General features: G+C 68.7%; 25 protein-coding genes. 4 read left to right on the top strand and 21 right to left on the bottom strand.

Annotated features, from left to right (window positions below):
- Positions 1-846 precede the first annotated feature (846 nt).
- Positions 847-1,761: a CapA family protein gene (locus tag BN1186_RS01870; protein WP_074436886.1), complete on the top strand. Its 915-nt coding sequence runs from the start codon at positions 847-849 to the stop codon at positions 1,759-1,761.
- On the opposite strand, the gene tyrS is transcribed toward BN1186_RS01870, so the two are convergent.
- The 9 genes from tyrS to argC all read right to left on the bottom strand — a co-directional run bounded on the left by tyrS (position 1,745) and on the right by argC (position 11,317).
- Positions 1,745-3,001, bottom strand: coding sequence for a tyrosine--tRNA ligase (tyrS, locus tag BN1186_RS01865; protein WP_040282045.1), 1,257 nt, complete (start codon positions 2,999-3,001; stop codon positions 1,745-1,747). The genes BN1186_RS01870 and tyrS overlap by 17 nt on opposite strands.
- A 55-nt stretch (positions 3,002-3,056) precedes the next feature.
- Entirely contained in the window at positions 3,057-3,284 is a 228-nt protein-coding gene (locus tag BN1186_RS15895) for a hypothetical protein (RefSeq protein ID WP_425471460.1), read from the bottom strand.
- On the bottom strand, positions 3,253-4,392 hold the full coding sequence (locus BN1186_RS01860; protein ID WP_246043204.1) for an acetyl-CoA carboxylase carboxyltransferase subunit alpha/beta: 1,140 nt from the start codon (positions 4,390-4,392) through the stop codon (positions 3,253-3,255). Before BN1186_RS01860 ends, BN1186_RS15895 begins: the two co-directional genes overlap by 32 nt.
- 697 nt (positions 4,393-5,089) lie before the next feature.
- The gene (argH, locus tag BN1186_RS01855; RefSeq protein WP_246043210.1) at positions 5,090-6,430 is read right to left on the bottom strand and encodes an argininosuccinate lyase; all 1,341 of its coding nucleotides are present in this window, start codon (positions 6,428-6,430) and stop codon (positions 5,090-5,092) included.
- Between the two features lie 56 nt (positions 6,431-6,486).
- On the bottom strand, positions 6,487-6,978 hold the full coding sequence (locus BN1186_RS01850) for an arginine repressor (protein ID WP_218975376.1): 492 nt from the start codon (positions 6,976-6,978) through the stop codon (positions 6,487-6,489).
- The gene (locus BN1186_RS01845; RefSeq protein ID WP_052459652.1) at positions 6,971-8,221 is read right to left on the bottom strand and encodes an acetylornithine transaminase; all 1,251 of its coding nucleotides are present in this window, start codon (positions 8,219-8,221) and stop codon (positions 6,971-6,973) included. The genes BN1186_RS01850 and BN1186_RS01845 overlap by 8 nt, the downstream gene beginning before the upstream one ends.
- Positions 8,218-9,138 carry an acetylglutamate kinase gene (argB, locus tag BN1186_RS01840; RefSeq protein ID WP_040281951.1) on the bottom strand — a complete coding sequence of 307 codons (921 nt, stop codon included), beginning with the start codon at positions 9,136-9,138 and terminating at the stop codon, positions 8,218-8,220. Before argB ends, BN1186_RS01845 begins: the two co-directional genes overlap by 4 nt.
- Entirely contained in the window at positions 9,138-10,289 is a 1,152-nt protein-coding gene (gene argJ, locus BN1186_RS01835; RefSeq protein ID WP_040281950.1) for a bifunctional glutamate N-acetyltransferase/amino-acid acetyltransferase ArgJ, read from the bottom strand. Before argJ ends, argB begins: the two co-directional genes overlap by 1 nt.
- Positions 10,286-11,317 (bottom strand): N-acetyl-gamma-glutamyl-phosphate reductase, encoded by a 1,032-nt coding sequence (gene argC / locus BN1186_RS01830; protein WP_040281947.1) that lies wholly within the window; start codon positions 11,315-11,317, stop codon positions 10,286-10,288. Before argC ends, argJ begins: the two co-directional genes overlap by 4 nt.
- Positions 11,318-11,397: 80 nt before the next feature.
- Here argC and BN1186_RS01825 point away from each other — a divergent pair, with 80 nt between their 5' ends.
- Complete coding sequence (locus tag BN1186_RS01825) at positions 11,398-12,285, top strand: hypothetical protein (protein ID WP_040281946.1); 888 nt, start codon at positions 11,398-11,400, stop codon at positions 12,283-12,285.
- Between the two features lie 4 nt (positions 12,286-12,289).
- Here BN1186_RS01825 and BN1186_RS01820 read toward each other — a convergent pair whose 3' ends face one another.
- Positions 12,290-12,640, bottom strand: a complete 351-nt coding sequence (locus BN1186_RS01820) for a hypothetical protein (protein WP_040281944.1) — start codon at positions 12,638-12,640, stop codon at positions 12,290-12,292.
- A 4-nt stretch (positions 12,641-12,644) separates the two neighbouring features.
- Complete coding sequence (locus BN1186_RS01815) at positions 12,645-13,163, bottom strand: TetR/AcrR family transcriptional regulator C-terminal domain-containing protein (protein ID WP_052459651.1); 519 nt, start codon at positions 13,161-13,163, stop codon at positions 12,645-12,647.
- A 112-nt stretch (positions 13,164-13,275) separates the two neighbouring features.
- Between BN1186_RS01815 and BN1186_RS01810 the strand changes: the two genes are divergently transcribed.
- Positions 13,276-13,878, top strand: a complete 603-nt coding sequence (locus BN1186_RS01810; RefSeq protein ID WP_040281940.1) for a hypothetical protein — start codon at positions 13,276-13,278, stop codon at positions 13,876-13,878.
- A 129-nt stretch (positions 13,879-14,007) separates the two neighbouring features.
- Here the strand turns inward: BN1186_RS01810 and BN1186_RS01805 are convergent, their stop codons facing one another.
- The 8 genes from BN1186_RS01805 to BN1186_RS01770 all read right to left on the bottom strand — a co-directional run bounded on the left by BN1186_RS01805 (position 14,008) and on the right by BN1186_RS01770 (position 21,840).
- On the bottom strand, positions 14,008-15,234 hold the full coding sequence (locus tag BN1186_RS01805) for an arginine deiminase (RefSeq protein ID WP_040281938.1): 1,227 nt from the start codon (positions 15,232-15,234) through the stop codon (positions 14,008-14,010).
- Between the two features lie 87 nt (positions 15,235-15,321).
- Positions 15,322-17,808 carry a phenylalanine--tRNA ligase subunit beta gene (pheT, locus tag BN1186_RS01800; RefSeq protein WP_040281936.1) on the bottom strand — a complete coding sequence of 829 codons (2,487 nt, stop codon included), beginning with the start codon at positions 17,806-17,808 and terminating at the stop codon, positions 15,322-15,324.
- Positions 17,805-18,917, bottom strand: a complete 1,113-nt coding sequence (gene pheS, locus BN1186_RS01795) for a phenylalanine--tRNA ligase subunit alpha (RefSeq protein WP_040281934.1) — start codon at positions 18,915-18,917, stop codon at positions 17,805-17,807. Before pheS ends, pheT begins: the two co-directional genes overlap by 4 nt.
- A gap of 18 nt (positions 18,918-18,935) precedes the next feature.
- The gene (locus tag BN1186_RS01790) at positions 18,936-19,742 is read right to left on the bottom strand and encodes a TrmH family RNA methyltransferase (RefSeq protein ID WP_040281932.1); all 807 of its coding nucleotides are present in this window, start codon (positions 19,740-19,742) and stop codon (positions 18,936-18,938) included.
- 11 nt (positions 19,743-19,753) lie between these two features.
- The gene (gene rplT / locus BN1186_RS01785) at positions 19,754-20,122 is read right to left on the bottom strand and encodes a 50S ribosomal protein L20 (RefSeq protein ID WP_040281930.1); all 369 of its coding nucleotides are present in this window, start codon (positions 20,120-20,122) and stop codon (positions 19,754-19,756) included.
- Positions 20,123-20,173: 51 nt separating this feature from the next.
- Entirely contained in the window at positions 20,174-20,380 is a 207-nt protein-coding gene (gene rpmI / locus BN1186_RS01780) for a 50S ribosomal protein L35 (RefSeq protein WP_040281927.1), read from the bottom strand.
- 23 nt (positions 20,381-20,403) lie between these two features.
- Positions 20,404-21,120: a translation initiation factor IF-3 gene (gene infC, locus BN1186_RS01775; RefSeq protein ID WP_082031061.1), complete on the bottom strand. Its 717-nt coding sequence runs from the start codon at positions 21,118-21,120 to the stop codon at positions 20,404-20,406.
- Between the two features lie 165 nt (positions 21,121-21,285).
- Positions 21,286-21,840, bottom strand: coding sequence for an SseB family protein (locus tag BN1186_RS01770; RefSeq protein ID WP_052459650.1), 555 nt, complete (start codon positions 21,838-21,840; stop codon positions 21,286-21,288).
- A 55-nt stretch (positions 21,841-21,895) separates the two neighbouring features.
- On the opposite strand from BN1186_RS01770, the gene BN1186_RS01765 reads away from it, so the two are divergent.
- Complete coding sequence (locus BN1186_RS01765; protein WP_052459649.1) at positions 21,896-22,399, top strand: hypothetical protein; 504 nt, start codon at positions 21,896-21,898, stop codon at positions 22,397-22,399.
- A 100-nt stretch (positions 22,400-22,499) separates the two neighbouring features.
- On the opposite strand, the gene BN1186_RS01760 is transcribed toward BN1186_RS01765, so the two are convergent.
- Together BN1186_RS01760 and hisG are read right to left on the bottom strand one after the other, a co-directional pair.
- Complete coding sequence (locus BN1186_RS01760; protein WP_040281923.1) at positions 22,500-23,039, bottom strand: hypothetical protein; 540 nt, start codon at positions 23,037-23,039, stop codon at positions 22,500-22,502.
- Positions 23,040-23,048: 9 nt separating this feature from the next.
- A complete protein-coding gene (hisG, locus tag BN1186_RS01755) occupies positions 23,049-23,909 on the bottom strand; it encodes an ATP phosphoribosyltransferase (protein ID WP_040281921.1) in 861 nt (286 codons plus the stop codon).
- Positions 23,910-23,911 lie beyond the last annotated feature (2 nt).

The raw sequence follows: 23,911 nt of genomic DNA, 5'->3' as shown, positions 1-23,911 counted from the left end.
AAGCACGCCGCCAGCGTTCGTCCTGAGCCAGGATCAAACTCTCCGTTGAAAAATATCGGCACAAACCCCACCAAAGCAGGATCCGAAAACCATCAACCAAGTTCAACACTGACACAAAAATCCAAAACTGGACTTACATAATCAATATTAATACTCAAAGAAACCCAACACCCAACAAAAGCTGGATGACGGGACAACACAAAATACAAAACCACCACAAAGGCAGCCCTGCACAGTGCATCAAAATTGGCATTGACTTAAAGCACGCTGTTGAGTTCTCAAGTTTCGGGTGCGACCCGCACATTCGTCGAACTTTTCGCTCGACTCCTGCCTGGGGCAACTCGACCAACTTTATCTCTCTGCGACTGGTGTGTCAAATCCTGTTTGGCACTTTCGGCTGGGCAGTGGATTGGCTGAAACCCCATCTGACTGGGGCTTTTGCCTGAGTTGGTTCGCTTTCGCGAGTTCCAACTCTACCTGGCTGCTCCTTCGTTGTCAAACTGGCGCCTGGCAACGATCGCGGTTGAGTTGTTGGTACCCGCCGTAGCGAGCCTGTGTTACTTTACCCACTCTCCCTGTGCCGTGCAAATCAGCTTGGCCCAGGTCGCGCCCCCACTTCCGGACCTTGAGCGGGTTCTCACTGAACGCACACTCGCCCGGGTTGAAAGGTTGATGAGTGGATGGCTTCGGTTCCGTCCTGATCGTCCGGTACACCGTCGAAGCTTGGATGAGATTACACGCGGATCTTCGTGTTCGCAAATCGTCGCAAGCGCAGACCGCATGGCAGTTGCGTGACGCTGTTTCGTAGAGTGGTGCCATGCGCAGCAGCCTCCTCCCCGCCCTCTCGTGTGTTCTACTCGCTGGCCATACGTCAGCGCCGCGGATCTGGCGATCTGCCACTCCGAGGTGCCTTTCGCGCCGGCTGGTGGCCCGTACCAGAACTATCCGCTCTTCGCCGCCCCTCAAGAGGCCGCCCTCGGGATCAGGGCCACTGGCTGGGACCTGTGCACGACTGCGTCCAACCACACCATGGACCAGGGGTGGGAAGGCCTGGTGCGCACCGTGCAGGTCCACCGCGACGCGGGGATCCTGACTGCTGGGTCGTTCGCCACCCAGGAAGAGGCAGAGACCCCTGTCATCTTCACCACAGACGGTGGGGTCCGGATCGCGGTGATCTCTCAGACCTATGGGCTCAATGGGCTGCGCAAGGTCCAAGGCAGGGAGTGGTCCGTGCAGCTGCTCGACGCTGATGTCGCCGTTGCCCAGGCCAGGGCCGCGAAGGCGGCTGGCGCCGACATCGTCGCGGTGCACATGCATGCCGGGGACGAATACTCCCACGAGATCAACGCCCAGCAGGCCGCCTTTGCTGAGGCCGTGACCGCGGCACCTGAGGTGGATCTCGTCTTCGGCCAGCACGCCCACGTGGTCCAGCCCATCACCAAGGTCAACGGGAAGTGGGTCGTCTACGGCGCCGGCAACCTCATCGCGGCCAGCGGCCCGGCCAAGCCGTACACCTACGACGGCTACCTGGCGCAGTTCACCTTCACGGAACAGGAGGAGGGCGGCTTCACCGCGACCGCGGCCGAGTACACGCCGACCTTCATCACCCCCTTGAGAGGCGGGCAACCTGCACGCGTCCACCTGATCCCCGACGCGTTGGCGGCGGGCACCCCGCTGGCCGAGGAGATGCAGCGGTCAGCGGAGCGCACCCGAACGGTCGTCTACTCGCTTGGCGCGGAGGGACTCACCGAGCGAGGGTGACCACTCCCACCGTCTTGCGTCCGCGGCGTACGACGGCATATCTGCCATGGAGCAGGTCCTCCACGGCCAGTACCCGGTCCGGATCCTCCACCTTCACGTTGTTCAGGTAGGCGCCGCCCTCCGTGATCGCCCGACGGGCCTCTCCCTTGGACTTCACAACGCCGGCGGCGACCAGCGCCTCGACCACGGTGGCGCCAGGGCCCACCACGCCGCCACCGACCTCGCGCCCCACGCCCTCGAGAGTGGCGGCGTCGAGGTCGTGCAGCTCACCTCGTCCGAAGAGCGCAGCGGCGGCAGCGACGGCGGCCTGGCGCTGCTCAACCCCGTGGACGAGGTCGGTCACGTCGTCGGCCAGTGCACGCTGAGCCTCCCGCTTGTAGGGCGCCTCGTCTCGCGACCTCTCCAGTTCCTCGATCTCCTCCCGGGACCGGAAGGAGAACACCTTGAGGTAGTCGATGACCTTGGAATCCTCCGCGTTCAGGAAGAACTGGTGGAAGGCGTACGGGCTGGTCAGATTTGGTTCCAGCCACACGGTGCCGGACTCCGTCTTACCGAACTTGGTGCCGTCTGCCTTGGTGAGCAGCGGCGTCGCCATGGCATGGGCCCGGCCCTGATCCGAGCGTCGGATCAGCTCGACGCCGGCGGTGAGGTTGCCCCACTGATCCGAGCCGCCGGTCTGCATCGTGACGCCGTGGCGGCGGTAGAGCTCGCGGAAGTCCATCGACTGGAGGAGGACGTAGGAGAACTCCGTGTAGGAAATGCCGGACTCCAGGCGCCGGGCCACCACGTCGCGGGCGAGCATCCGGTTGACCGGGAAGTGCTTGCCCACGTCGCGGAGGAAGTCGAGCACCGACATGGCGCTGGTCCAGTCGTAGTTGTTGACCATGGTGGCGGCGTTGGGGCCCTCGAAGCTGACGTACCGGCCCACCTGGTCACGGATCTTGTCGACCCATTCATGGACGAGCTCCATCGAGTTCATCACCCGCTCGCCGGACTCCTTCGGATCTCCGATGAGGCCGGTGGCACCGCCCACGAGCATGAACGGCTGGTGCCCCGCATCCTGCAGCCTGCGCGCGAGCAGCGCCTGCACCAGGTTGCCCGTGTGCACGCTCTGCGCCGTGGGATCGAAACCGATATAGAACTTGACCGGCCCCGCGTCCAGGTGCGCGGCGAGCGCGTCCGGGTCAGTCGAATGGGCGATCAGCCCGCGCCAACGGAGGTCGTCAAGTAGTGCGTTCACACGGGTCATGCTAGCGGTCGCACTCCGCCGCGCGCTCCCTCGGCCGATGTAGAGCTCAACAGCCAGGCAGGTTCCCCAGCCTGCGGTAGCGATTGCGTCGGAGTGCCCGGCGGTCACGTCCGACCATCGTGATGACCCGCGCCACCTCGTCGTGCAGCGCCGCGCCGAGCCTTCGGCAGAACTCGTCGCGCTCGGCCGCCGGATCCTCGGGTTCGGGCACGACCCGGTCCACGATGCCGGCGGCCATCAGGTCAGCCGACCGCACCCCCTGGGCGGCGGCCATCTCCGCGGCGTGATCCGTGTCCCGGTGCACGATCGCTGAGGCAGCCTCCGGAGGGAGGGGCGCGATCCGCCTCCTTCGACAACGCCGCGCCGGGGGTGTCGATGACGGAGACCAGGGGCAGTTTCAGCTCGCGCGCCAAGCGGATGCCGCGCCGCACCTCCCGCAGCGCGGCCGGTTCGAGGGGCGTGTCCTGCACATGCCTGTCCTGGCCCACCACCACGCAGGGGGCATTCCCCCACCGGGCGAGCGCCAGCACCGAGCCGGGATGGGACTCGCCGTCGCCGGTGCCGTTGAGCATCGTGACATCCGAGGCCGCCACATCAAGCAGGTCGCGGAGCCCCGGCCGGTCCTGCCTCCGAGTGCGCCCAACCGATTCCCAGGCAGGTACGTCAGGAAGGTCTGCCGCGGGCTCGGCAGGAGGGGGCGCTATCGGCACGCGGTGGGCCAGTACGCCCAGCATCCGGTCGAACGCCCCGGCCACCTCCGAGACCTCGCATACGGCATCGATCACGCCGCGCTCTGCCAGGTTGTCGGACAACTGCACGCCGGGTGGGAAAGCGTTGCCGTACAGAGCCTCGTAGACCCGTGGCCCGAGGAACCCGACGAGTGCGCCCGGCTGCGCGAGGGTCACGTGCCCGAGCGAACCCCAGAACGCGAAGACGCCCCCCATTGTGGGATGCCGCAGATAGACCAGATACGGCAGGTGCTCGTCCTTGTGCGCCATCACGGCGCCGGTGATCTTGACCATCTGCAGGAACGCGACGGCGCCCTCTTGCATGCGTGTGCCGCCACCCACGGGCAGCGCAATGAGAGGGAGCCGCTCGGCCGTGGCCCGCTCGATCGCGCGGGTGAGCCGCTCCCCCGCCGCCACGCCGATCGAGCCACCCAGGAACGCCGGGTCCCCGGCAATGACCGCGACCCTGCGGCCGTTGAGGGTTCCCTCGCAGGCGACGACCGATTCCTCGCGGCCGGTCCTGGCCCGCGCAGCCTCCAGTTCTGCGCGGTAACGCTCCGCGAGCGGCGGGTCTGGAAGCTGCTCGTCCCAGGGCGTCATGGAGCCGTCGTCGAGGATGGTGGCGATGATCTCGTCCACGGTGAGTCGCGTCATTGCTTCCCTAGCGTCGGTGGATGCCCCCAGGCTAGTGGATCCCAGCAGGTTGAACCTGCAACGTGTTCGGCGCCTTGGCCACTGGCTGGTTTCCGCAGTGTCTGATGGGGGCCTTCGCCGCCCATGCCGAAGGCGGTCACACAGTGCTCACTCAGAGCCAAGATCGGGGTGACCGTCTTCGGCAACGCCCGACCCACCCTCTCAGGCCCCCATCAGACACTGCTTCACACGCTCAGGGTGGTGTGGGGTTGTTGCCGAAACCGTTGGTGCTGTGGTTGCCGTCGTGTCCGGGGGCGGGGTACTTCGAAGATGCTCGGCGTTGCCGGGCAACAGCTACCTGGGTGCGGTCCGGGCTCGGCGCGCGTACTTGAATCCCCCCGCCCCCGGCCACTCCTTGACGCCGAGGCCGACCACAAGTGCCGGGCAGACGCTCCGAGACGCTGGGGGTTTGAGCCGTGGGGAAGGGGCCGGGTCCCGGGTAGGCTCGGGCGTTCGGGGAGAGGCCGGTGACCGCGTCACAGCCGCAACCACGCACCTGCGAACCGCGCACCGGCCGATGGGGCTCCCCTCGGGCGGGGACCCGGCCCCTTCCCCACGGCGACCCGAGCGGTGGTTACGCCAACAGACAAGCTGCGGGGCCCTTCGTCGTGCCCGGCTCCTTCGTCGCGGGGCACGCTCAGGGACCGAGCGCTGCGGGTCAGAAGGTGAGGGACGATTGGGCGGCACGGAGTTCGGCGAGTTGCTCGGCGACGCGGGAGGGCGCGGTGCCGCCCCTGCCGTCGCGGGAGGCGACCGAACCCTCGACGGTCAGTACGTCGAGCACGCCGTCGTCGAGGTGTTCGGAGATCCGCGGCAGATCCTCCGATGTGAGGTCCTGCAAGGTGATCGACTTCGTCTCGCAGTAGCGGACTGTCTCGCCGGCAACCTCGTGGGCCACCGCGAACGGCACGCCGCTGCGGACCAGATGGTCAGCGACGTCCGTGGCGAGCGAGAAGCCCTTCGGCGCCACTTCGGCCATCCGCTCCGGGTGGAACGTCAACGTGGCGACCATGCCGGCGACGGCGGGGATCAGCACGTGCAGTTGGTCGATGCCGTCGAAGATGGGTTCCTTGTCCTCCTGCAGATCACGGTTGTAGGCCAGTGGCAGGCCTTTCAGCGTGGCCATCAGGCCCGTCAGGTTGCCGATGAGGCGCCCGGCCTTGCCGCGGGCCAGCTCGGCGACGTCGGGGTTCTTCTTCTGCGGCATGATCGAGCTACCCGTCGACCAGGCGTCGTCGAGGGTCGCGAAACCGAACTCGGCGGTGCACCACAAGATGACATCCTCCGAGAGCCTCGACAGATCCACGCCGATCTGGGCCAGCACATAGGCTGCCTCGGCGATCAGGTCGCGGGCGGCCGTGCCGTCGATGGAGTTGGACACCGAGGACTCGAAGCCCAACTCTGCCGCAACCAGTTCCGGGCTCAGCCCCAGGGAGGTGCCGGCCAGCGCCGCCGAACCATAGGGGCTCACTGCCAGCCGCCGGTCGAGATCCCTGAGGCGGTCGATGTCGCGCACCAGCGGCCAGGCGTGGGCCAGCAGATGGTGGCTGAGCAGGATGGGCTGGGCCGATTGCAGGTGCGTACGGCCAGGCATCACGGCGCCCAGGTATCTCTCAGCCTGGTCGCCCAGGGCGGTCAGCACCGCGTCGACGTCCTGCGCGATGAGGCGGATCTCCTCCCGGAGATAGGAGCGGATCAAGGTCGCGATCTGGTCATTGCGGGACCGTCCCGCCCTGATGCGCCCGCCCAGTTCGGCGCCGACGATGTCCTTCAGGCCGCGATCCAGCGCGCCGTGTACATCCTCGTCGCTGTCGGCCGGCAGAAACTCACCGGCCTCGACGCGGCCGGCAAGCTCCGCGAGCCCGTCGTCCATCGCGGCGGCCTGCTCACCGGTCAGCAGGCCTGCGGCGCCCAGCGCCTTGGCGTGGGCGCGGGAACCGGCGATGTCGTGCAGCGCCAGCCGCCAGTCGAACTGCGTCGACTTGCTGAGCGCGAACATCGCCTCGCTCGGGCCGCCCTCGAACCGGCCACCCCAGAGCCGTCCCTGATCTGTGCTCACGAATCTTCCTTTGCTGGTCTGCCGGTGCGGGTCATCTCCGAGATGAGCCCCACCGTACGGTTGGCGGCCTGGTCGTCGGTGGCGATCACCAGCACGGTGTCGTCGCCGGCGATGGTACCCAACACGCCGGGGAGCCCGGCGAGGTCGAGGTAGGAGGCGAAATACTGCGCCGCACCCGGCGGCGTCTTGACGAGGATCTGGGTGCCCGCGTGACGGATCGACTGGAGTAGCTCGGCGCAGAGGCGCGCGAGCTTCTCCACGGCCGCCTCCCCGCCATCCTCCCCTGCGGGGGCGTAGACGAGTGCGCCGTCGACGTCGCGCTGACGCACTGCGCCCAACTCGAGGAGGTCCTTGCTCAAGGTTGGCTGGCTGACCGTGATGCCCTGCTCGGCGAGCGCGTCGGCAAGTTCGGCCTGGGAGGTGTACCGAGCCTCCGCCAGCAGTTGGCGCAGGGTGGCCAGTCGACCAGCCCGCGTGTGCCTAGGCACGGTGGGAAGCTTCAGGGGTTTCGAGACTGCTCGCAGAGCTCGCAGGCTCAACCTGCGTCGAGGAGAGCAGGCCGGGAAGGGCGTCGACGAAGGGCTGCAGGTCTTCGGGCGTCGCGATGAGCGGCGGTGCGAGCCGCAGCACGTCGGGACGCGGCGCGTTGATGATGAAGCCCGCGTCGAGGGCGGCGTCGGCCACGCGGGCCGCCACCTCCCCGGTCAGCACGACGCCGAGCAGCATCCCGTGTCCGCGGACGTGATCGACGAGGGGGTGGTTGAGCTCGCGCACGGCATCGGCCAGCCACTGACCCGTCGATCTGGCGTTCTCCAGCACGCCTGCCTCGAGCGCGTCGAGCACGGCGTTGCCTGCCGCCGCGGCGACGGGATTCCCACCGAACGTGGTGCCGTGCTGGCCCGGCTGCAGCAGATCCCCAGCCTTCCCTGTGGCGATGCAGGCGCCGATCGGGAAGCCGTTGCCCAGGCCCTTGGCCAGCGTGATGAGGTCGGCGCGGTTTTCGACACCGGCCGGCTCAACCGTCGAAGGCAGGTGGGCGAGGTAGTCGCCGCAGCGACCGAGGCCGGTCTGAACCTCGTCGACCCACATCAACGCGCCGTGCTGTTCGGTCACGCGGCGCACCGCCGCGAGGTAGCCGTCGGGCGCGGGAACCACGCCGTTCTCCCCCTGCACCGCCTCGACGATGACGGCGGCCACCGTGTCGTCGACCGTCTCTCGGAGGGCATCGACGTCGCCGTAGGGAATGAACGTGACATCGCCGGGGAGAGGTTCGAACGGGGCGCGGTACTTCTCGTTGGCGGTCAGCGCGAGGGCGCCCATCGTGCGGCCGTGGAAGGAGCCCTCCATGGCGACGATGCGGGTGCGCCCGGTGAGCCTCGTGAGCTTGAAGGCTGCCTCGTTGGCCTCGGTGCCGGAGTTGGTGAAGAACACCCGCGCCGTGGGATCCCCCGTGAGGTGCGCGAGGCGCTCCGCCAGGCGGATCTGCGGCTCGCTGGCGTAGAAGTTCGACACGTGGCCGAGGCGCCCCAACTGCCCGGTGATCGCCGCGGTCACCCCGGGGTGGGCGTGCCCCAACCCGTTGACCGCCAGCCCGGACAGCAGATCGGTGTACCGTCTGCCGTCGGCGTCCCAGAGGTGGACGCCCTCGCCACGCTCGAAGACCCGCTTGGGGGCGCCGAACGCGTTCATCATGACGGCGCCGTAGCGCGCCTGGAGGTCTGCCTGGCTCATGCATCGCCCTTCGCCGGTTGTGACTGGGAGTCGGTGACCATCGTGCCCACGCCCTCGTCGGTGAAGATCTCGAGCAGCAGGCAGTGCAGCACGCGGCCGTCGAGGACGGTGGCGGAGGTGACCCCGCCGTCGACGGCGCGGACGCAGGCCTCCATCTTCGGGATCATGCCCGCGTCGAGGGAGGGCAGCAGCGCGCGCACCTCATCGGGGGTGATCTGCGTGATGACCGAATCCTCGTCCGGGTAGTTCTCGTAGACGCCGGCCACGTTGGTGAGCATCACCAGCCGCTTGGCGCCGAGCGCGACGGCGAGCGCGGCGGCAGCGGTGTCGCCGTTGACGTTGTGCACCTGCCCGTCCCTGTCGGGCGCGACGGTGGCGACCACGGGGATGCGGCCTGCATCGATGAGGTCGTTGATGGCGGTGGGGTCGACGGCCTTGACGTCGCCCACCAGGCCGAGGTCGATCTCCTCATCGTCGACCATCAACCCGCGCCTCTTGGCGGTGAACAACCCGCCGTCCTCGCCGGACATGCCGACGGCGAAGGGGCCGTGCTGGTTGATCAGGTTGACCAACTCGCGACCCACCTGGCCGACGAGGACCATCCGCACCACGTCCATCGCTTCGGGGGTGGTGACGCGCAGGCCGCCGCGGAACTCGGAATCGATGTCGAGCTTCTTGAGCATCGACGAAATCTGCGGGCCACCGCCGTGCACGACGACGGGCTTCACGCCGACGCGACGGAGGAAGACGATGTCCTCCGCGAAGGCGCGCTTGAGGTTGTCATCGGTCATGGCGTTGCCGCCGTACTTGATCACGACGGTCTGCCCGGCGTATTCGGCCAGCCAGGGCAGCGCCTCGATGAGGGTGGAGGCCTTGGCGATCAGCTCGGGCTGCTGATGGGTCTGGGTGCGGGTCATCATGTGGAGTACTCGGCGTTCTCTTTGACGTAGTCGTAGGTGAGGTCGTTGGTGAGGATGGTGGCGCTCTGGCTGCCGGCGTGCAGGTCGACGGTGACGGTGACGTGGCGCCCGGAGAGGTCCACGAGGTTGCGGTCCTCACCGATCTGCCCGCCGCGGCACACCATGACGCCGTTGAAGGAGACGTCGAGGTCATCGGCGTGGAACTCGGCATCCGTCACGCCGATGGCCGACAGCACCCGGCCCCAGTTGGGGTCGCCTCCGAAGATCGCGCATTTGAACAGGTTGGAGCGGGCGATCTCCCTGCCCACCACCTCGGCATCACGCTCCGAGGCGGCGCCGGTGACCTCGATGGCGATCTCGTGGCTGGCGCCCTCGGCATCGGCGATGAGTTGGCGGGCCAGGTCCTGGCACACGTCGACCAGTGCGGCGGTGAAGGCGCCGAGTTCGGGTGTGGCCCCGGAGGCGCCCGAGGCCATGAGCGCCACGGTGTCATTGGTGGACATGCAGCCGTCGGAGTCTGCGCGGTCGAACGTGAGCCGTGTGGCCTCGCGCAGGGCTTCGTCGAGTTGACGCGCGCTCAGGTCCGCGTCGGTGGTCAGCACCACCAGCATGGTCGCCAGGCCGGGCGCGAGCATGCCTGCGCCCTTCGCCATACCCCCGATCGACCAGTCGCCGACGGTGACGCCGGCCTGCTTGGGCACGGTGTCGGTGGTCATGATCGCGGCCGCCGCGTCCGCTCCCCCATCCACCGACAGCGCCGCGCAGGCGTCGTCGACGCCGTGCAGCAGCTTGTCCATCGGCAGCCGCACGCCGATCAGGCCCGTGGAGCACACAGCGACGTTGTCGATGATCAGGCCCAGGCTGCTGGCCACGCGGGCGGCCGTGGCGGCAGAGTCCTGGTAGCCCTCCGCGCCGGTGCAGGCGTTGGCCCCGCCCGAGTTGAGCACGATGGCCTGGAGTTGCCCGTCCTCCACGGCGTGGCGGGACCACTTGACGGGGGCCGCGAAGACCCGGTTGGTGGTGAACACCGACGCGGCGGCCATCGAGGGGCCGAGGTTCTGCACGACGGCGACGTCGGCCTTGCCGGAGGCCTTCAGGCCCGCGGTCACGCCTGCGGCGACGAAGCCTTGGGGAAGTGTGACGCTCACGGTGCTGCTCCAACTGTGCTGAGGCCGGCGGTCTCAGGGAGGCCGAGGGCGATGTTCATGGACTGGACGGCGCCACCGGCGGTGCCCTTGGTGAGGTTGTCGATGGCCGAGATCGCGATGAGCCGGCCAGCGGTCTCGTCGACGACCACCTGCACGGTGACGCGGTTGGAGCCGGCCACTGCCGCGGTCTGCGGCCACTCGCCCGCCGGGAGCAGATCGACGAACGGCTCGTCTGAGTACTGCTCCGCGTAGGCGAGGCGGGCGGATTCGGTGGTCACGCCGTCGGCCACCGGGGCAGAGCAGGTGGCCAGGATGCCACGCGGCATGGGGGCCAACAGCGGCGTGAAGCTCACCTTCACCTCGGCGTCGGTGGCGCTCGACAGGTTCTGGACGATCTCGGGGGTGTGGCGGTGCATGCCGCCCACGCCGTAAGGGCTCATGTTGCCCATGGTCTCGGCGCCTAGCAGGTGGGGCTTGAGCGACTTGCCCGCCCCGGAGGTGCCGGACGCGGCCACGATGGAGATCTGGGAGGCGTCGATGAGGCCCGCGGCGACCGCGGGCAGGAGAGCAAGGGTGGTGGCCGTCGGGTAGCAGCCGGGCACCGCCACCCGCCTGCTTCCGGCCAGCGCCTCGCGGGCGCCGGGCAGCTCCGGCATCCCGTAGGGCCAGGTGCCGGCGTGCGGGGAGCCGTAGAACTTCTCCCACTCCTGCGCGCTGCTGAGCCGGAAATCGGCGCCGGCGTCGACGATCAGCACGTCGTCGCCCAGCTGTTCGGCGATGGCGGCGGAGGTGCCGTGCGGCAGGGCGAGGAACACGACATCATGGCCCGCGAGCTCCTCGGCCGTGGTGGGGGCGACGATGCGCTCGGCCAACGGCGCCAGGTGCGGCTGGTGCACCCCCAGCCGGTCCCCGACGCTGGAGTTGCCCGTGAGCGCGCCGATCGTCACGTCCGGGTGCTGCAGCAGGAGCCTGAGGAGCTCCCCACCTGCGTAGCCGGTGCACCCGGCCACCGCCACTGAATACGTCATGCCAGAAACTATTCCACAGGGGCTATAGATATGCCAGTTGGGGTGGGCTTGTCTCACGCCGGAGCGGATATCGTTACCGCATGAGTTTCATGCGCTCCTTCATCGCGTTCACCCTGCTGGTGGTGGCAGTGGTCCTCGGCTTCGGCGGGATGGGTGCGCACTGGCTGGACAGGTTGGCGCGCACGCCGGCGCCCATGCAACAGATCGTCGGCCCCCTTGCCTCGGATGAGGATTTCGCCGCAGAGCTCGCCGCAACACTCACCGCCGAGGCGCGCAAGGCCGTTCCCCCGGAGGTGCTGGAGGTCCCGGTGGTGGGCAACCAGATCAACACCGTCGTCGCGCAGGCAATCGACGCCGCGATGGCCGATCCGGGCGTGCAGCGGGCGTGGAACGAATCGATCAACCGCTCCAGGGTCACCTACGTGGCAGAACTCGACAAGGTGCGCGACGATCAGAGCCTCGAGTCGCCCACCATCTGGTTCGACCTCACACCGTTCGTCGAGCTGGGCAAGTCCAAGCTCCGCGAGGTCTCCGGCGAGGCGCTCCATCCCTACCTCGACCAACTGCAGTTCGGCACGGTGCACATCCCCCTCGGTCAGCCTTCGCAGTCCGTCAGCACCTCCGTGGCCGACGGCGTGGGCGCCGCCCGCAACTGGCCCTGGCTGTACCTGGGCGCGGCCGCCCTCGCACTCGTCGCGCTGCTCGCAGGTTCCAGGCGCGGCCGTTGGGTGGCGTTGGCGCTGGCCGGCGTGGTGGCCACCGTGGGCCTGTGGTTCGGGCGCTCCCTGGCTCGCGGTGTCAGCTTCCCGCGCGGCGACTCGCTCGCCGCCACCATCCGCACCCGCATCGTCGACGGCGGCACGCAGCACTTCCTCGACTTCACCCAGCCGGCCACCTACGTCGCCTATGGCGTGATCGCACTGGGTATCGTGGGGCTGCTCATCGCAAGCCTCGCACGCCGGCGCTGACGCCTCACGCCTGGGGGATCGCGCGGCCCTCGGTGTCGACCACCTCGCGGGTTCCGAGCGCCCTGTCCAGGGTGACCTCGGCATCCAGCGTCACGGGTTGCGCCTCTGCATCAGCGCCTTCCACCAGCCTCACCTTAATGACCACCCGCTCATCGTTCTGCTCCGCCACGGTGGCCTCGTCGATGGAGCCGCCGTCGGAGGTCACGACGTGGACGATCAGCGTGGCGGAATCCGGTGACCCGGTGTAGGTGGAGGGGCTGATCGTCTGGACGCCGGTGCAGGCGGCCAGGGCACACACCAGCACGATGAGCACGGCCCGGGCCAGCGCCCGGAAACCACGTCGCTGAGCGTTCATGCCTCTACCCTACTGCGGCGATCCCGCGCACGAAGGTCTCCACGCCCACCTTGAAGTGATGGGCGGCGGTGGCCGGGTCGAAGTGCTCGACGACGCCGAGAGCCTGCATCTGGGCCCGGGTCTGCTCCTCGACGACGTGGCCGAGCACGAAGTGCAGCAGTGCGGCCATGGTCGCCTCAGGTTCCGGGTGGCCTGCCTCTTCGAGGAGTGTGCGCCCGGGCGCGGTGGGGTCGACGGTGCCGAGGCCCAGCGCGTGCGTGGAGGCGACCAGTTCGGCGGCGTCGCGATGCCTGAGTAGGGCGTCTCGGAGGTTGTGGGCCCAGGCGGAGAGATGGGCAAGCTGGGCAGTCGGCTCAACCAGCGTGCCGGTGAGGATCTCGTCGGCGATGGCGGCGAGCAGTGACTGCTTGTTGGGCACGTGGTAGTACAGAGCGCCCGCCTGCACCCCGAGCGCGACGGCGACGCGGCGCATGCTGAGGTCACCCAGCCCGTACTCGTCGAGGATCGCCAGGCTCGCAGCCACGATCGCTGTCCTACTCAGCGCCACAGGAGCCACCCAGACGCTCGAGCGGAGGCGAAGGTTCGGTGATCTGCACGTGGCCACCCTACTGGGGCTGCGGGCATAGGCTGAAGCCATGGCAGACTTCCACAAGCCCGTTCGTCGACCCGGCGACATCATCGAGACGCTGCGCGGATCAGGCGACCCAGCCGAGCTCGGCGGCCTCGCCCGCGACACCGCGGCCGCCATCCTCCACCGGGTGCGTAACGCCCCGGATCCGGAGATCACCGAGCGCCTCATCGACTACGCCGATGTGCACGGCATCGACGACGTGGCCGAGCTGTGGGCGGACGCGCCGGCGGATTCGCTGCCCGGCGCGCTGTGGCGGCTGTACCTCATCAGGCACACGGTGGCCGGTAACCCGGAGAGCGCCGGGCGGATCTTCACCCGCGGCACCGAGGTCGACGGCGTCAACCAGGCCATCGCGGGTTCGCCGCACGCGCCCACCCCGGCCCAGGTGGTGGAGCTGGCCAACCAGATCCTGCGGGGCGCCTTCACCGGCGACTTCGCCGTCGCGCTGGAGCGGGCTTCGGCGTTCAGCCGGGTGATGTCGGCCGGCGCGACAGAGCTGGCTACCGCGGAGGATGAGGATCAGCCGCGCCGCGCCGTGGGCTACGCCGCGATGGCCCGCGACTTCACCGAGCAGGCGAAGCTGTGGCGTCTGGGCCAGTTGACTTGAGCCTGACGCCCAGTCGATTACACTCGGTAGAGCCGGGCCGCGGTAACCCCGGGCTCCACTTTAAGCCGCTACGAGCGGCCACGCGCCGAGAGGCGTTCTGCGGTCCGGCCCCACACTTCCACTCCCCGCTCAGAGCGGCGCCCGCTCGATGGGGCATGACATGCAGCGCGGGCCTCCCCGCCCCCGCCCCAGCTCGGAGCCAGGCACCTCGATGACGTCGATGCCGCCTGCCACCAGGTCCGCGATGGACGCCTGGTTGCGCTCGTAGCCCACCACGACGCCGGGCGCGACCGCCAGCACATTGCAGCCGTCGTGCCACTGGTCCCGCTCACGGGCGAAGGCGTCCTGGGCGGTGGACAGCACCCTGACCTCCCCCGTGCCCATCGCCGTTGCGAGGCTCGAAGCCAGAGACCCGGTCAGCTGCGTGACGTGCAGGGACCGGCCGCCCACGCCGGGCCGGATAAGGTGACACTCCGGCTCCGGAAGGTCACCGTAGAGCAGGAAGGATTCCTCATCCACCATCGTCAGGACGGTGTCCAGGTGCATGAAGGCCCGCCTGTCGGGGATCCGCACCGCCACGATGCGTTCCACGGCCCCCGCCTCGAACAGGCGCACCGCCAGCCGTTCGATGCCCTGCGGTGAGGTGCGCTGGGAGATCCCCATCAGGAGCGCCCCCGCCGTCGGCACGAGCACGTCGCCGCCCTCGATGGTCGCCTCGCCCGTGGCGAAGTCGTCTGACCAGAACTCGAAGTCCGCACTGGCGAACAGGGGATGCCAGCGCAGGATCGCGCGGTAGTTGACCGCCTCCCGTCGGCGGGCAGGCGTGCGCATGGAGTTGATGCTGACCCCGTTGCCGATCCAGCACGTGGCGTCGCGGGTGAACAGGCGGTTGGTCAGCGGCGTGACCAGGAAGTCGTTGGCGTGCGCCAGGGCGAAGGTCACCGACGGCGGCTCCGGGATCCGCTCCAGTGCCTCGGCCTTGGTCATGCCACCCACGAGCACGCGGTACAGCGTGTCGGGACCGGCGTCGTCGAGGTACTCGCGCAGGGCGTGGGCCAGGCTGGGACCGACCGTTTGCTCGTCGATGGTCTCGTCGAGGACCCACGCAGCCGCCTCCGGTACCGCGAGCGTGCGGCGCAGCAACTCGTCGAAGTGCAGCACCTCGGCCCCGGCGGAGGCGAGGGCCGCGGTGAACAGGTCGTGCTCCTCCTCGGCGCGTTCCAGCCACAGGACGTCGTCGAACAGCAGTTCCTCGGCGTTCGAGGGCGTGAGCCTGGCCAACTCGATCCCCGGCCGGTGCACGATGACCCGCCGCAGCGGGCCCACTTCCGAGGAGACGTTGAATGCAGAACTCACCCGTCCACCGTAGTGGGCCGGGTGAGTCCGTGCTGGCCGTCCTTCGACCAAGCGCGCTGCTCGTTCCTCGCAGGCGCTCGGCTCAGCTCAGGCGCGTTGGACGGCGCCGAAGCGCTCCTGGGCCACCTTCACCGCGTTCTCCCTGGCCTCCGCGGCATCGGCGTCGGTGAGGGTGCGATCGCCTCGGAAACGCAGGCCGAAGGCCAGCGACTTCCTGCCTTCGCCCACCTGGTCGCCCGTGTAGACGTCGAACAGCGCGATGGACTCCAGCAGTTCACCGGCGCCCTCGACGAGAGCGGCCTCCACCTCGGCGGCAGGCACGCCCGCGTCGACGATCAGCGCGACATCCTCCTTGGCCAGCGGGAACCCCGCCAGCGGGGTGATGTCGCCGCCCTGGACGGCGTGGCCCAGCAGCAGATCCGCGTTGAACTCCACCGCGCAGGTGCGCTCGGGCAGGCGGTAGGCCGCGACGACGGAGGGGTGCAGCTCACCCGCATAACCCAGCACGATGCCGTTGACGGACAGTTCAGCACACCGGCCCGGATGCCACGGGGCCATCTCGGCGTTGCGCCGGTCGAGTTCCACGCCGACGGCGGCGGCTGCGGTCTCGGCGAAGGCCACCACGTGCGTCCAGTCCGCGGCGACGGCGGGGCCGTCCCAGCCGGCGGGCTTCCAGTTGCCGGTGACCACCGCGGCCATCGTCTCGGGCTGCGCGGGCAGCGCCGCGTCGATCGCGGTCAGCTCCTCCTCGGTGGGGCGCTGCGCGACACTGGGTCGGGGCGCGGCGGGCTCCCCACCGTCGAAGAACACCCGCCCCTTCTCGAACAGCGCCAGGTCGGGCATGCTGCGCGAAGTGTTGCGCGCCACGGCAGTGAAGAGCCCCGGCAGCAGGGTGGTGCGCAGGTAGCCGTGGGTCTCGGAGAGCGGGTTGGCCAGCTTGATGAGGCTGCGTCGCGGATCCTGCGAGGGCACGCCGAGCTGGTCCAGTTCGGAAGGCGCGGCGAACGGCAGCGACAGCACCTCGGTGAAACCCAGCGCGGCGACCGCGCGCATCGCGGCGCGGCGGTCACGGATCACCGGGTCCAGGGCGCGCCCGATGGGCGGAACGGGGAGTCTGAGCCCGATCCGGTCGTAGCCGACGTGCCTGCCGACCTCCTCGACGACGTCGTACGGGTCGACGAGGTCGCCGCGCCAGCTCGGTGCCGTCACGGTCAGCGAGTCGCCCAGCGCGGTCACGTCGATGGCCGCGGCCTTCAGCAGTCGCAGGGTCTCGTCCTGCTCCACCTTGGTCCCGAGCACGTCGGAGATCAGGCCGGAGCGCAGCGAGACGGTGTGCGGCGTAGGAGCCGAACCGACGATGGTCTCCGCCGTGACGCGGCCGCCGCCATGCTCGGCCAGCAACTCGGCGGCCCGCTTGGCTGCGGCATACGGCAATTGCGGGTCGACCCCGCGCTCGAACCGCTTGGACGCCTCGGAGGGCAGGCCGTGGCGGCGGAAGGTGCGCGACACGGAGGCGGGCTCGAAGTGGGCCGCCTCCAACACGATCGTCGTGGTCGTCTCCGAGACCTCGGTGTCTTCGCCGCCCATGACGCCGGCCATGCCGATGGGGCCCGAGTCGTCGGTGATCAGCAGGTCGTCGGTGCTGAGCTCGCGCGTCTGCCCGTCGAGTGTGGTGAGCCGCTCCCCCTCATGCGCGAGGCGCACGCGGATGGGGCCCTGCAGCTTCTCGGCATCATAGGCGTGCAGCGGCTGGCCGGATTCGAGCATCACGTAGTTGGTGACGTCGACCGCAAGCGAGATCGAGCGCACGCCCGAGGCGCGCAGGCGATCGGCCATCCACTGGGGCGAGGGCGCCGACGGGTCGATTCCCTCGATGGTGAGCGCGACGAAGGAACCGCACCGCTCGGACTCCAGCACCAGCGGGTGCCCGCCGTCGACCGGCTCCGGCAGAAGCTGGCGGTACGGGTCGTTGAACGTCACCCCGTTGGCGATGGCGGCCTCGCGGGCCAGCCCGCGCATGGACAGGCAGTAGCTGAGGTCCGGGGTAACGTCGATGTCGAGCACCTCGTCGGCGCTCCACAGCAGGTCCTGCGCCTGCGCTCCGGGCTCTGCGGTGCCGGGAGCCAGCACGATGATGCCGTCGTGGTCCTCGCCGAGGCCCAACTCCAGCTCGGAGACGATCATGCCGTCCGAGATGTGGCCGTAGGTCTTGCGCGCCGAGATCTCGAAGTCGCCGGGCAGCACGGTGCCGGGCAGCGACACGACGACGAGGTCACCCTCGTTGAAGTTGTGCGCGCCGCACACGATGCCGCGGGAGGCCGGGTACTCGTCGGTGGCGGGATCGTTGTGCTCCCCCACGTCGACGCGGCAGTAGCGGATGGTTTTGCCGTTCTTCTGGGGCTCGTTGACGAGGCTCAGCACCCGGCCCACAACCAGGGGGCCGGTGACCGGGGAGGCGGTGGATTCGATGTGCTCGACGGTGAGGCCCACGCTGGTGAACTGCTGCGCGAGCTTCGCGGTGGTGGCATCGGGCAGCGTGACGAGATCACGCAGCCAGGAGATCGGGGCCTTCATCGGGCACCTCCCAGAATCGAACGGCTGAAGCGGATGTCGCCCTCGACGAAGTCGCGCAGGTCGGGGGCGCCGGTGCGGAACATGACGGTGCGGTCGATGCCCATCCCGAAGGCGAAGCCGGAGTAGACGTCGGGATCGATGCCGCAGGTCTTGAGGACGCGGGGGTTGACCACGCCGCAGCCGCCCCACTCGATCCAGCCCTCGGACCTGCAGGTACGGCACGGCGCGTCGGGGTTCCCGACAGATTCCCCATGGCAGACGAAGCACTGCACGTCAACCTCTGCGGACGGCTCGGTGAACGGGAAGTAGTGCGGGCGCATGCGGGTGGTGGTGTCGCCGCCGAACATCGCCTTGGCCAGATGGTCGAGGGTGCCGCGCAGGTCCGCCATCGAGATGCCCTTGTCGACGACGAGACCCTCGAGCTGGTGGAACACCGGCAGGTGGGTGGCGTCGTACTCGTCGGCGCGGAACACCTTGCCGGGCACGATCACGTAGAGCGGCACGCCGCGGTCGAGCAGCGCGCGGGCCTGCACCGGCGAGGTCTGGGTGCGCATGAGCTTACCCGCCGTCGGCGGGTCAATCCACAGGGTGTCCTGCAGCGCGCGGGCGGGGTGGTCCTCCGCGAGATTGAGGGCGTCGAAGTTGTACCACTCGGCCTCGAGCTGTGGCCCGTCTGCCACCTCCCAGCCCATCGCGACGAACACGTCGATCATCTCGTCGACGAGGTTGGTGATGGGGTGCAGCGCGCCCCGCGGGCCGGTGCTCACGGGCAGCGACATGTCGACCCGCTCGGCGGCCAGCGACGCCTCCAGTTCCCCGACGGCGAGCGCCTCCTGGCGAGCGGCAAAGGCCTGGCTTACCGTGCCGCGCGCCTTGCCGATGCGCTGACCGGCCTCCTTGCGCGCCTGAGGAGGCAGTGCGCCGATCTCGCGGTTGGCCAGCGCCAGCGGTGAGGTATCGCCCGCATGGTCGTGGCGTGCCTGCTTCAGTTCGGCGGTGGACCCGGCAGCGTCGATCGCGGCGAGCGCGTCGCGCACGAAACCGTCGACGGCCTCCTCGCTGAGCGCGGCGACCTGCTTGGGGTCGAAGTTGTCATTGGGCCCTGACATGGGTCCCTCCTTCTTCAGCTATTCGGCTTCAGAGCGTCGTTGTGCCGAGGCGGTGGCGTAGAGGCACACCGCGGCGGCGCTGGAAAGGTTCAGGCTTTCCGCCCCGCCCCACATTGGCACAGCCACCACCTCGTCGGCCAACCGGCGGTCTTCATCAGGCAGGCCCCACGCCTCGTTGCCCATGATCCAGGCGACGGGGCCGCTGAGCTCACCGGCGGCCGCCTTGAGGTCCAGCGGGTCGCCGTCGCCGTCGGCCGCGAGCACCTTCATGCCCATGGCCTTGACCTTGCCGACCGAATCCGCGAGGGGCACGCCGGTGAGGATGGGCAGGTGGAACAGGCTGCCGACGGTGGAGCGCACAGTTTTCGGGTTGTAGATCTCGACGCTGCCGGTGGTGAGGATCACGCCGTCAGCGCCGAACGCATCGGCGCAGCGGATGACGGTGCCGGCGTTGCCCGGGTCGCGCACCTGGGCGCAGATCACCAGGAGCCGCGCGTCGGCCACATCTGACCAGTCGTAGGTGAGTTGCCGGCACACGGCCACGATCCCCTGCGGGGTGACCGTGTCGCTCAGCCCACGCATCTGATGGTCGGCGGCGCGCCAGACGGGCACGTCGATCCCCGTGAGGAGATCCGCATGCTTGGCGGGGTCATCGACGATGACCTCCTGCACGAGGGACTCCACCGCCAACGCCTCGCGGACGGCTTGACGACCCTCGGCGAGGAACAGGCCGGCCACGTCGCGGCCCCGGCGCTGCGTCAAACGACGAACCGAACGCAGCACTGAGGCCGGGAGGCCGGGAGCTGCGTTCGGTTCGTTGGTCACTGAGACCGCCTTCAGGCGGCTGCAGCAGGCTGGTTGTCCTTGGCGACGGCGACGAGCGCGTTGAACGCGGCCACGTCGTTGACGGCAAGCTCGGCCAGCATCTTGCGGTCCACCTCGACACCAGCGTTCTTCAGACCGTTGATGAAACGGTTGTAGGTCATGCCTTCGGCGCGGACCGCAGCGTTGATGCGCTGGATCCAGAGCGACCGGAAGTCGCCCTTCTTGGCGCGACGATCGCGGTAGCTGTAGGTGTACGAGTGGAGCAGTTGCTCCTTGGCCTTGCGGTACAGACGCGAGCGCTGGCCGCGGTAGCCCTTTGCCTGGTCGAGAACTTCGCGACGCTTCTTCAGCGCGTTCACGGAACGCTTCACGCGTGCCATGGTGACTCCTTGGGGGTGTGGTGGATCAGGGGATGACTAGTGGGTTGAGCCTCAGCGGCCCTTGTGCTTGCCGAGCATCTTGCGCACGTTCTTCTGGTCGGCCTTGGACACCTCTGCGGTGCCCTTGAGGCGACGGAGACGCGTGGCGCCAAAGGTCTCGTTCAGGTGGCCCAGGTTGGCCTGACGACGACGGAGCTTGCCCGTACCGGTCATCTTGAACCGCTTCTTCGCACCGGAGTGCGTCTTCATCTTCGGCATATCTCGCTCGCTTTCTGTCTCGATCAGAGATCGATGTCTGGGTCCATGTTGTCTGCAGGACCACGCTTCTTCTTCGGGGCAGCAGGCGCGGACTGGTGCGCGGCACGCAGCTCGGCTTCCACCGCCCTGTCCTGCTCGGCGGTTTCCTGACGCTCAGCCATGCGGCGGTCGCGGTCAGCGGCCTGATCGGCCTTGGCCTCGGTCTTCTTCTTGGTGGGGCCGAGCACCATCAGCATGTTGCGGCCGTCCTGCTTGGGGGCGGATTCGACGAAGCCGTGCTCGGCGACATCTGCGGCCAGGCGCTGCAGCAGCTGCATGCCCAGCTCCGGACGCGACTGCTCGCGTCCGCGGAACATGATGGTGATCTTGACCTTGTCGCCGCCCTTGAGGAAGCGGACGACATGGCCCTTCTTGGTCTCGTAATCGTGCTGATCGATCTTGAGACGCAGCTTCATTTCCTTGGTGGTGACGTTCGACTGGTTCTTGCGGGCGTCGCGCACCTTCTGCGCCGCCTCGTACTTGAACTTGCCGTAGTCCATCAGCTTGGCGACCGGCGGGCGCGCCTGCGGGGCCACTTCGACAAGATCCAGATCGTTTTCCGCCGCCAGACGCAGGGCGTCCTCGACGCGCACGATGCCGACCTGCTCGCCGTTGGGGCCGACGAGCCGGACTTCGGGTACTCGGATGCGATCGTTGATCCGCGGTTCAGTGCTGATGGGTCCTCCAGTGAGAGATGGTATGCATGTCCGTCAACGACAAAGGGCCCCTGCGCATGCAGAGGCCCACACACCTATCTCCGCCGACGCATCCGCATCGCGGGGGTGGACCCGGCCGCCAGCAGCAACACGGGTGGGAGTGAGACTCCGCTTCATTCAGGGCAGCCGAAGCCGCCAACCTGAGAGATTCTACCGGTCTGCGCCCTGATCACCAAAACCGTCCTCGACGTCAGCGTCGGTGGCCGGCTCGTCGGCGTACTTGACCCACGCGAACTCCTCGCCTTCGAACTCGACGACGGCGAAACCGTCGGCGAACTTCTGCAGGGCCTCGCCGGCGATCACGAACGGTACGGGGCCGGCCACGTCGATCAGCAACTGTTCGGCACCGGCGGGCTCCACGGTGGCGCACAGTTCGTCGAGCAGGCAGGGCACCGGGCGGGCGTCGGCCTGCCAGGCCTTGAGGGAGTCGTACCCGGTGAACGCCAACAGATAGCTGCCCGTCTCGTCCTTGAGCGTCACCGCCGACATCTCCGCATGGCGATCGGGATCCGGTTGGTCCCCACTCTCGTCGCCACTGGCCACGATCGGCAGCAGCAGGCGGGAGGTGCACAGCGCCACGAGCGCACGGATGTAGCCCTTCTGGTCCCGCGCTCGTTCCATCGCGGAGCGGGTCAGCGGATCCGGCGCGCCGTCGTCGCCGGCGAAACGCGCATTGGGCTGGGCAAGGGAGCTCAGTTCGACCATGGCAACGACCCTAGCGCCCTACGGGGATCATCTGACGGTGTGACAGACTGGTCACATGCCCATTGAGTTCATCGGGACCATCGCGGTCACTGTCGTCATCCTTGCTGTTGCCGCTGGCATCACCGCACGTGCGGGCCGGGTTCGGCCGCTGATCATCGGCCTCGGCCTGGCCGCGATTCCGGTGGGCCTCTACCTCACGGGCCTGCTGCGTCTCACCATCAACGGCATCATGAGCCTGGTGGACTGGTTCCAGCGCACGGTGTTCACCAACGCCGTGGCGTGGGGGCTCGGCCTGTTGATCGGCGGCATCGTGCTGACGGTCATCGGCTTGGCGCTGAAGAAGAAGCCGCCGCGTGAGCGCGCCGTTGGGAAGGCCCAGCCCGAGCGCGAGGTGCCGCAGTCGGGTGGCACCCAGCCGCTCCCTGGCTCAGGCGCTGCCCGCCCTGCGGCGGGCGCCAGCAAGCCGGGGCCCTCCCCCGCCGCCAAGCCCGCGCAGAAGGGCCTGAGCGCGGAGGACGCTGAGATCGAGGAGTTGCTACGCAAGCGCGGCATCATGTGATCGGGGGGTGCCCACCCGCTGTGGGACAGGTGACGGACCGGCTGCGGGGGCCCTTCGTCGTGGCCCGGCTCCTTCGTCGCGGGGCCACGCTCAGGGACAGTTAGTCGGCGTCGGCGGTGGTGTAGCCCTGCGAGGTGGCGCCGTTGTCTTTCAGCCAGCGACGCAGCTCGACGATCTTGCGCTTGCCGCCCTCGCCCTCGAGGAACTGGATCGCCAGCACGGGCTTGCGCTTCAGACCCTCGTCCTGCTTGACCAGCAGTGAGCTCCACGCGTCGCCGGGGCGCAGGCGTACGCCGGCGATCTGGTCGACGCCGTAGCGACGCACGATGGGGCCGTTGCGCACGGTGACCACGCCGTCGGCCGCCCAGAGCCGCGAGTAGCCGATCGACAGCATGATGCCGATCATCACGAAGACGAAGAACAGCAGGGTCGCGGCCTGCGGCCAGGTGACCTGATCGCGGATGTTTGCTCCCAGCGCCCACCATCCGAACATCGACACCGACATCAACACGATGGACAGCACCACCGCGGTCATCAGCGCGGGCAGGCTGGTGTAGGCCAGCCGCGGCGGCACCGCCTCCGGCGTTTCCGGGGCCTCGGTGGGGCTGGGCGTCGGGGTTTCAGGGGTGGGTTCGGTCATCGTGCTCCCTCAGAGCCGGCAGGCGGCGAGTTCGGTCAGCAGGATGCCCCGGGCGCCTGCGTCGTGCAGGCGGTCCATCAACAGGTGGGCACCCTTGCGTGGCACCAACACCCGCACCGCGTTCCACCCCTCCTTGGACAGAGCCGACACGGTGGGGCCCTCCACGCCGGGCGCCAGAGCGGTGGTGGCATCCAGGTTGGCGGCGTCGACGTTGTAATCGAGCATCACGTAGTTCTGCGCCACCAGTACGGAGTGGAGGCGGGTCTGCAGCGCCTCCGCACCGGGCGGCAGGTCTCCCCCGTTGCGTTTGATCAGCACGGCCTCCGACTCACAGATGGGGTCGCCGAACATCTCCAGGCCGGCGCGCCGCAGGGTCGTGCCGGTGTCGACCACATCGGCCACGATGTCAGCCACGCCGAGCCGGATGGCCGATTCGACGGCGCCGTCGAGGCCCACAAGCTCGGCCTCGATGCCCTGCTCGTCCAGGAAGGACTGCAGCAGGCCGGAGTACGACGAGGCGATCCGCTTGCCGCGCAGGTCCTCGAGAGTCAACTGGGAGCCGCCGACGGCCGCGAAACGGAAACGCGACCCGCCGAAGCCCAGGGCCATGATCTCGGTGGCGTCAGCCTTGGAATCGAGGAGCATGTCGCGGCCGGTGATGCCGATGTCGAGGTGGCCGCGGCCGATGTAGATCGCGATGTCGCGCGGGCGCAGGTAGTAGAACTCGACGCCGTGATCCGTGTCGATCAGCGTGAGGTCCTTGGAATCCGTGCGCTGGCGGTAGCCCGCCGCACGCAGCATCTGGGAGGCGGCCTCGGCCAGGGCACCCTTGTTGGGCACGGCGATCCGCAGGAGACGTTCGGTGGTCATGG

The sequence above is a fragment of the Tessaracoccus massiliensis genome (assembly GCF_000826065.2).
GTDB lineage: Bacteria > Actinomycetota > Actinomycetes > Propionibacteriales > Propionibacteriaceae > Arachnia > Arachnia massiliensis_A.
This window is presented reverse-complemented; position numbering and strand designations above follow the sequence as displayed.

Bases quoted from the DNA above. Each gene is read 5' to 3' on its own strand.
- BN1186_RS15895 (WP_425471460.1), bottom strand. From the start codon at position 3,284: ATGGCCGCCGCCCAGGGGGTGCGGTCGGCTGACCTGATGGCCGCCGGC.
- BN1186_RS01860 (WP_246043204.1), bottom strand. From the start codon at position 4,392: ATGACGCGACTCACCGTGGACGAGATCATCGCCACCATCCTCGACGAC.
- argH (WP_246043210.1), bottom strand. From the start codon at position 6,430: ATGTTCGCGCTCAGCAAGTCGACGCAGTTCGACTGGCGGCTGGCGCTG.
- BN1186_RS01845 (WP_052459652.1), bottom strand. From the start codon at position 8,221: ATGAGCCAGGCAGACCTCCAGGCGCGCTACGGCGCCGTCATGATGAAC.
- argB (WP_040281951.1), bottom strand. From the start codon at position 9,138: ATGACCCGCACCCAGACCCATCAGCAGCCCGAGCTGATCGCCAAGGCC.
- argC (WP_040281947.1), bottom strand. From the start codon at position 11,317: ATGACGTATTCAGTGGCGGTGGCCGGGTGCACCGGCTACGCAGGTGGG.
- BN1186_RS01825 (WP_040281946.1), top strand. From the start codon at position 11,398: ATGAGTTTCATGCGCTCCTTCATCGCGTTCACCCTGCTGGTGGTGGCA.
- BN1186_RS01820 (WP_040281944.1), bottom strand. From the start codon at position 12,640: ATGAACGCTCAGCGACGTGGTTTCCGGGCGCTGGCCCGGGCCGTGCTC.
- BN1186_RS01810 (WP_040281940.1), top strand. From the start codon at position 13,276: ATGGCAGACTTCCACAAGCCCGTTCGTCGACCCGGCGACATCATCGAG.
- pheT (WP_040281936.1), bottom strand. From the start codon at position 17,808: ATGAAGGCCCCGATCTCCTGGCTGCGTGATCTCGTCACGCTGCCCGAT.
- pheS (WP_040281934.1), bottom strand. From the start codon at position 18,917: ATGTCAGGGCCCAATGACAACTTCGACCCCAAGCAGGTCGCCGCGCTC.
- rplT (WP_040281930.1), bottom strand. From the start codon at position 20,122: ATGGCACGCGTGAAGCGTTCCGTGAACGCGCTGAAGAAGCGTCGCGAA.
- rpmI (WP_040281927.1), bottom strand. From the start codon at position 20,380: ATGCCGAAGATGAAGACGCACTCCGGTGCGAAGAAGCGGTTCAAGATG.
- BN1186_RS01770 (WP_052459650.1), bottom strand. From the start codon at position 21,840: ATGGTCGAACTGAGCTCCCTTGCCCAGCCCAATGCGCGTTTCGCCGGC.
- BN1186_RS01765 (WP_052459649.1), top strand. From the start codon at position 21,896: ATGCCCATTGAGTTCATCGGGACCATCGCGGTCACTGTCGTCATCCTT.
- BN1186_RS01760 (WP_040281923.1), bottom strand. From the start codon at position 23,039: ATGACCGAACCCACCCCTGAAACCCCGACGCCCAGCCCCACCGAGGCC.
- hisG (WP_040281921.1), bottom strand. From the start codon at position 23,909: ATGACCACCGAACGTCTCCTGCGGATCGCCGTGCCCAACAAGGGTGCC.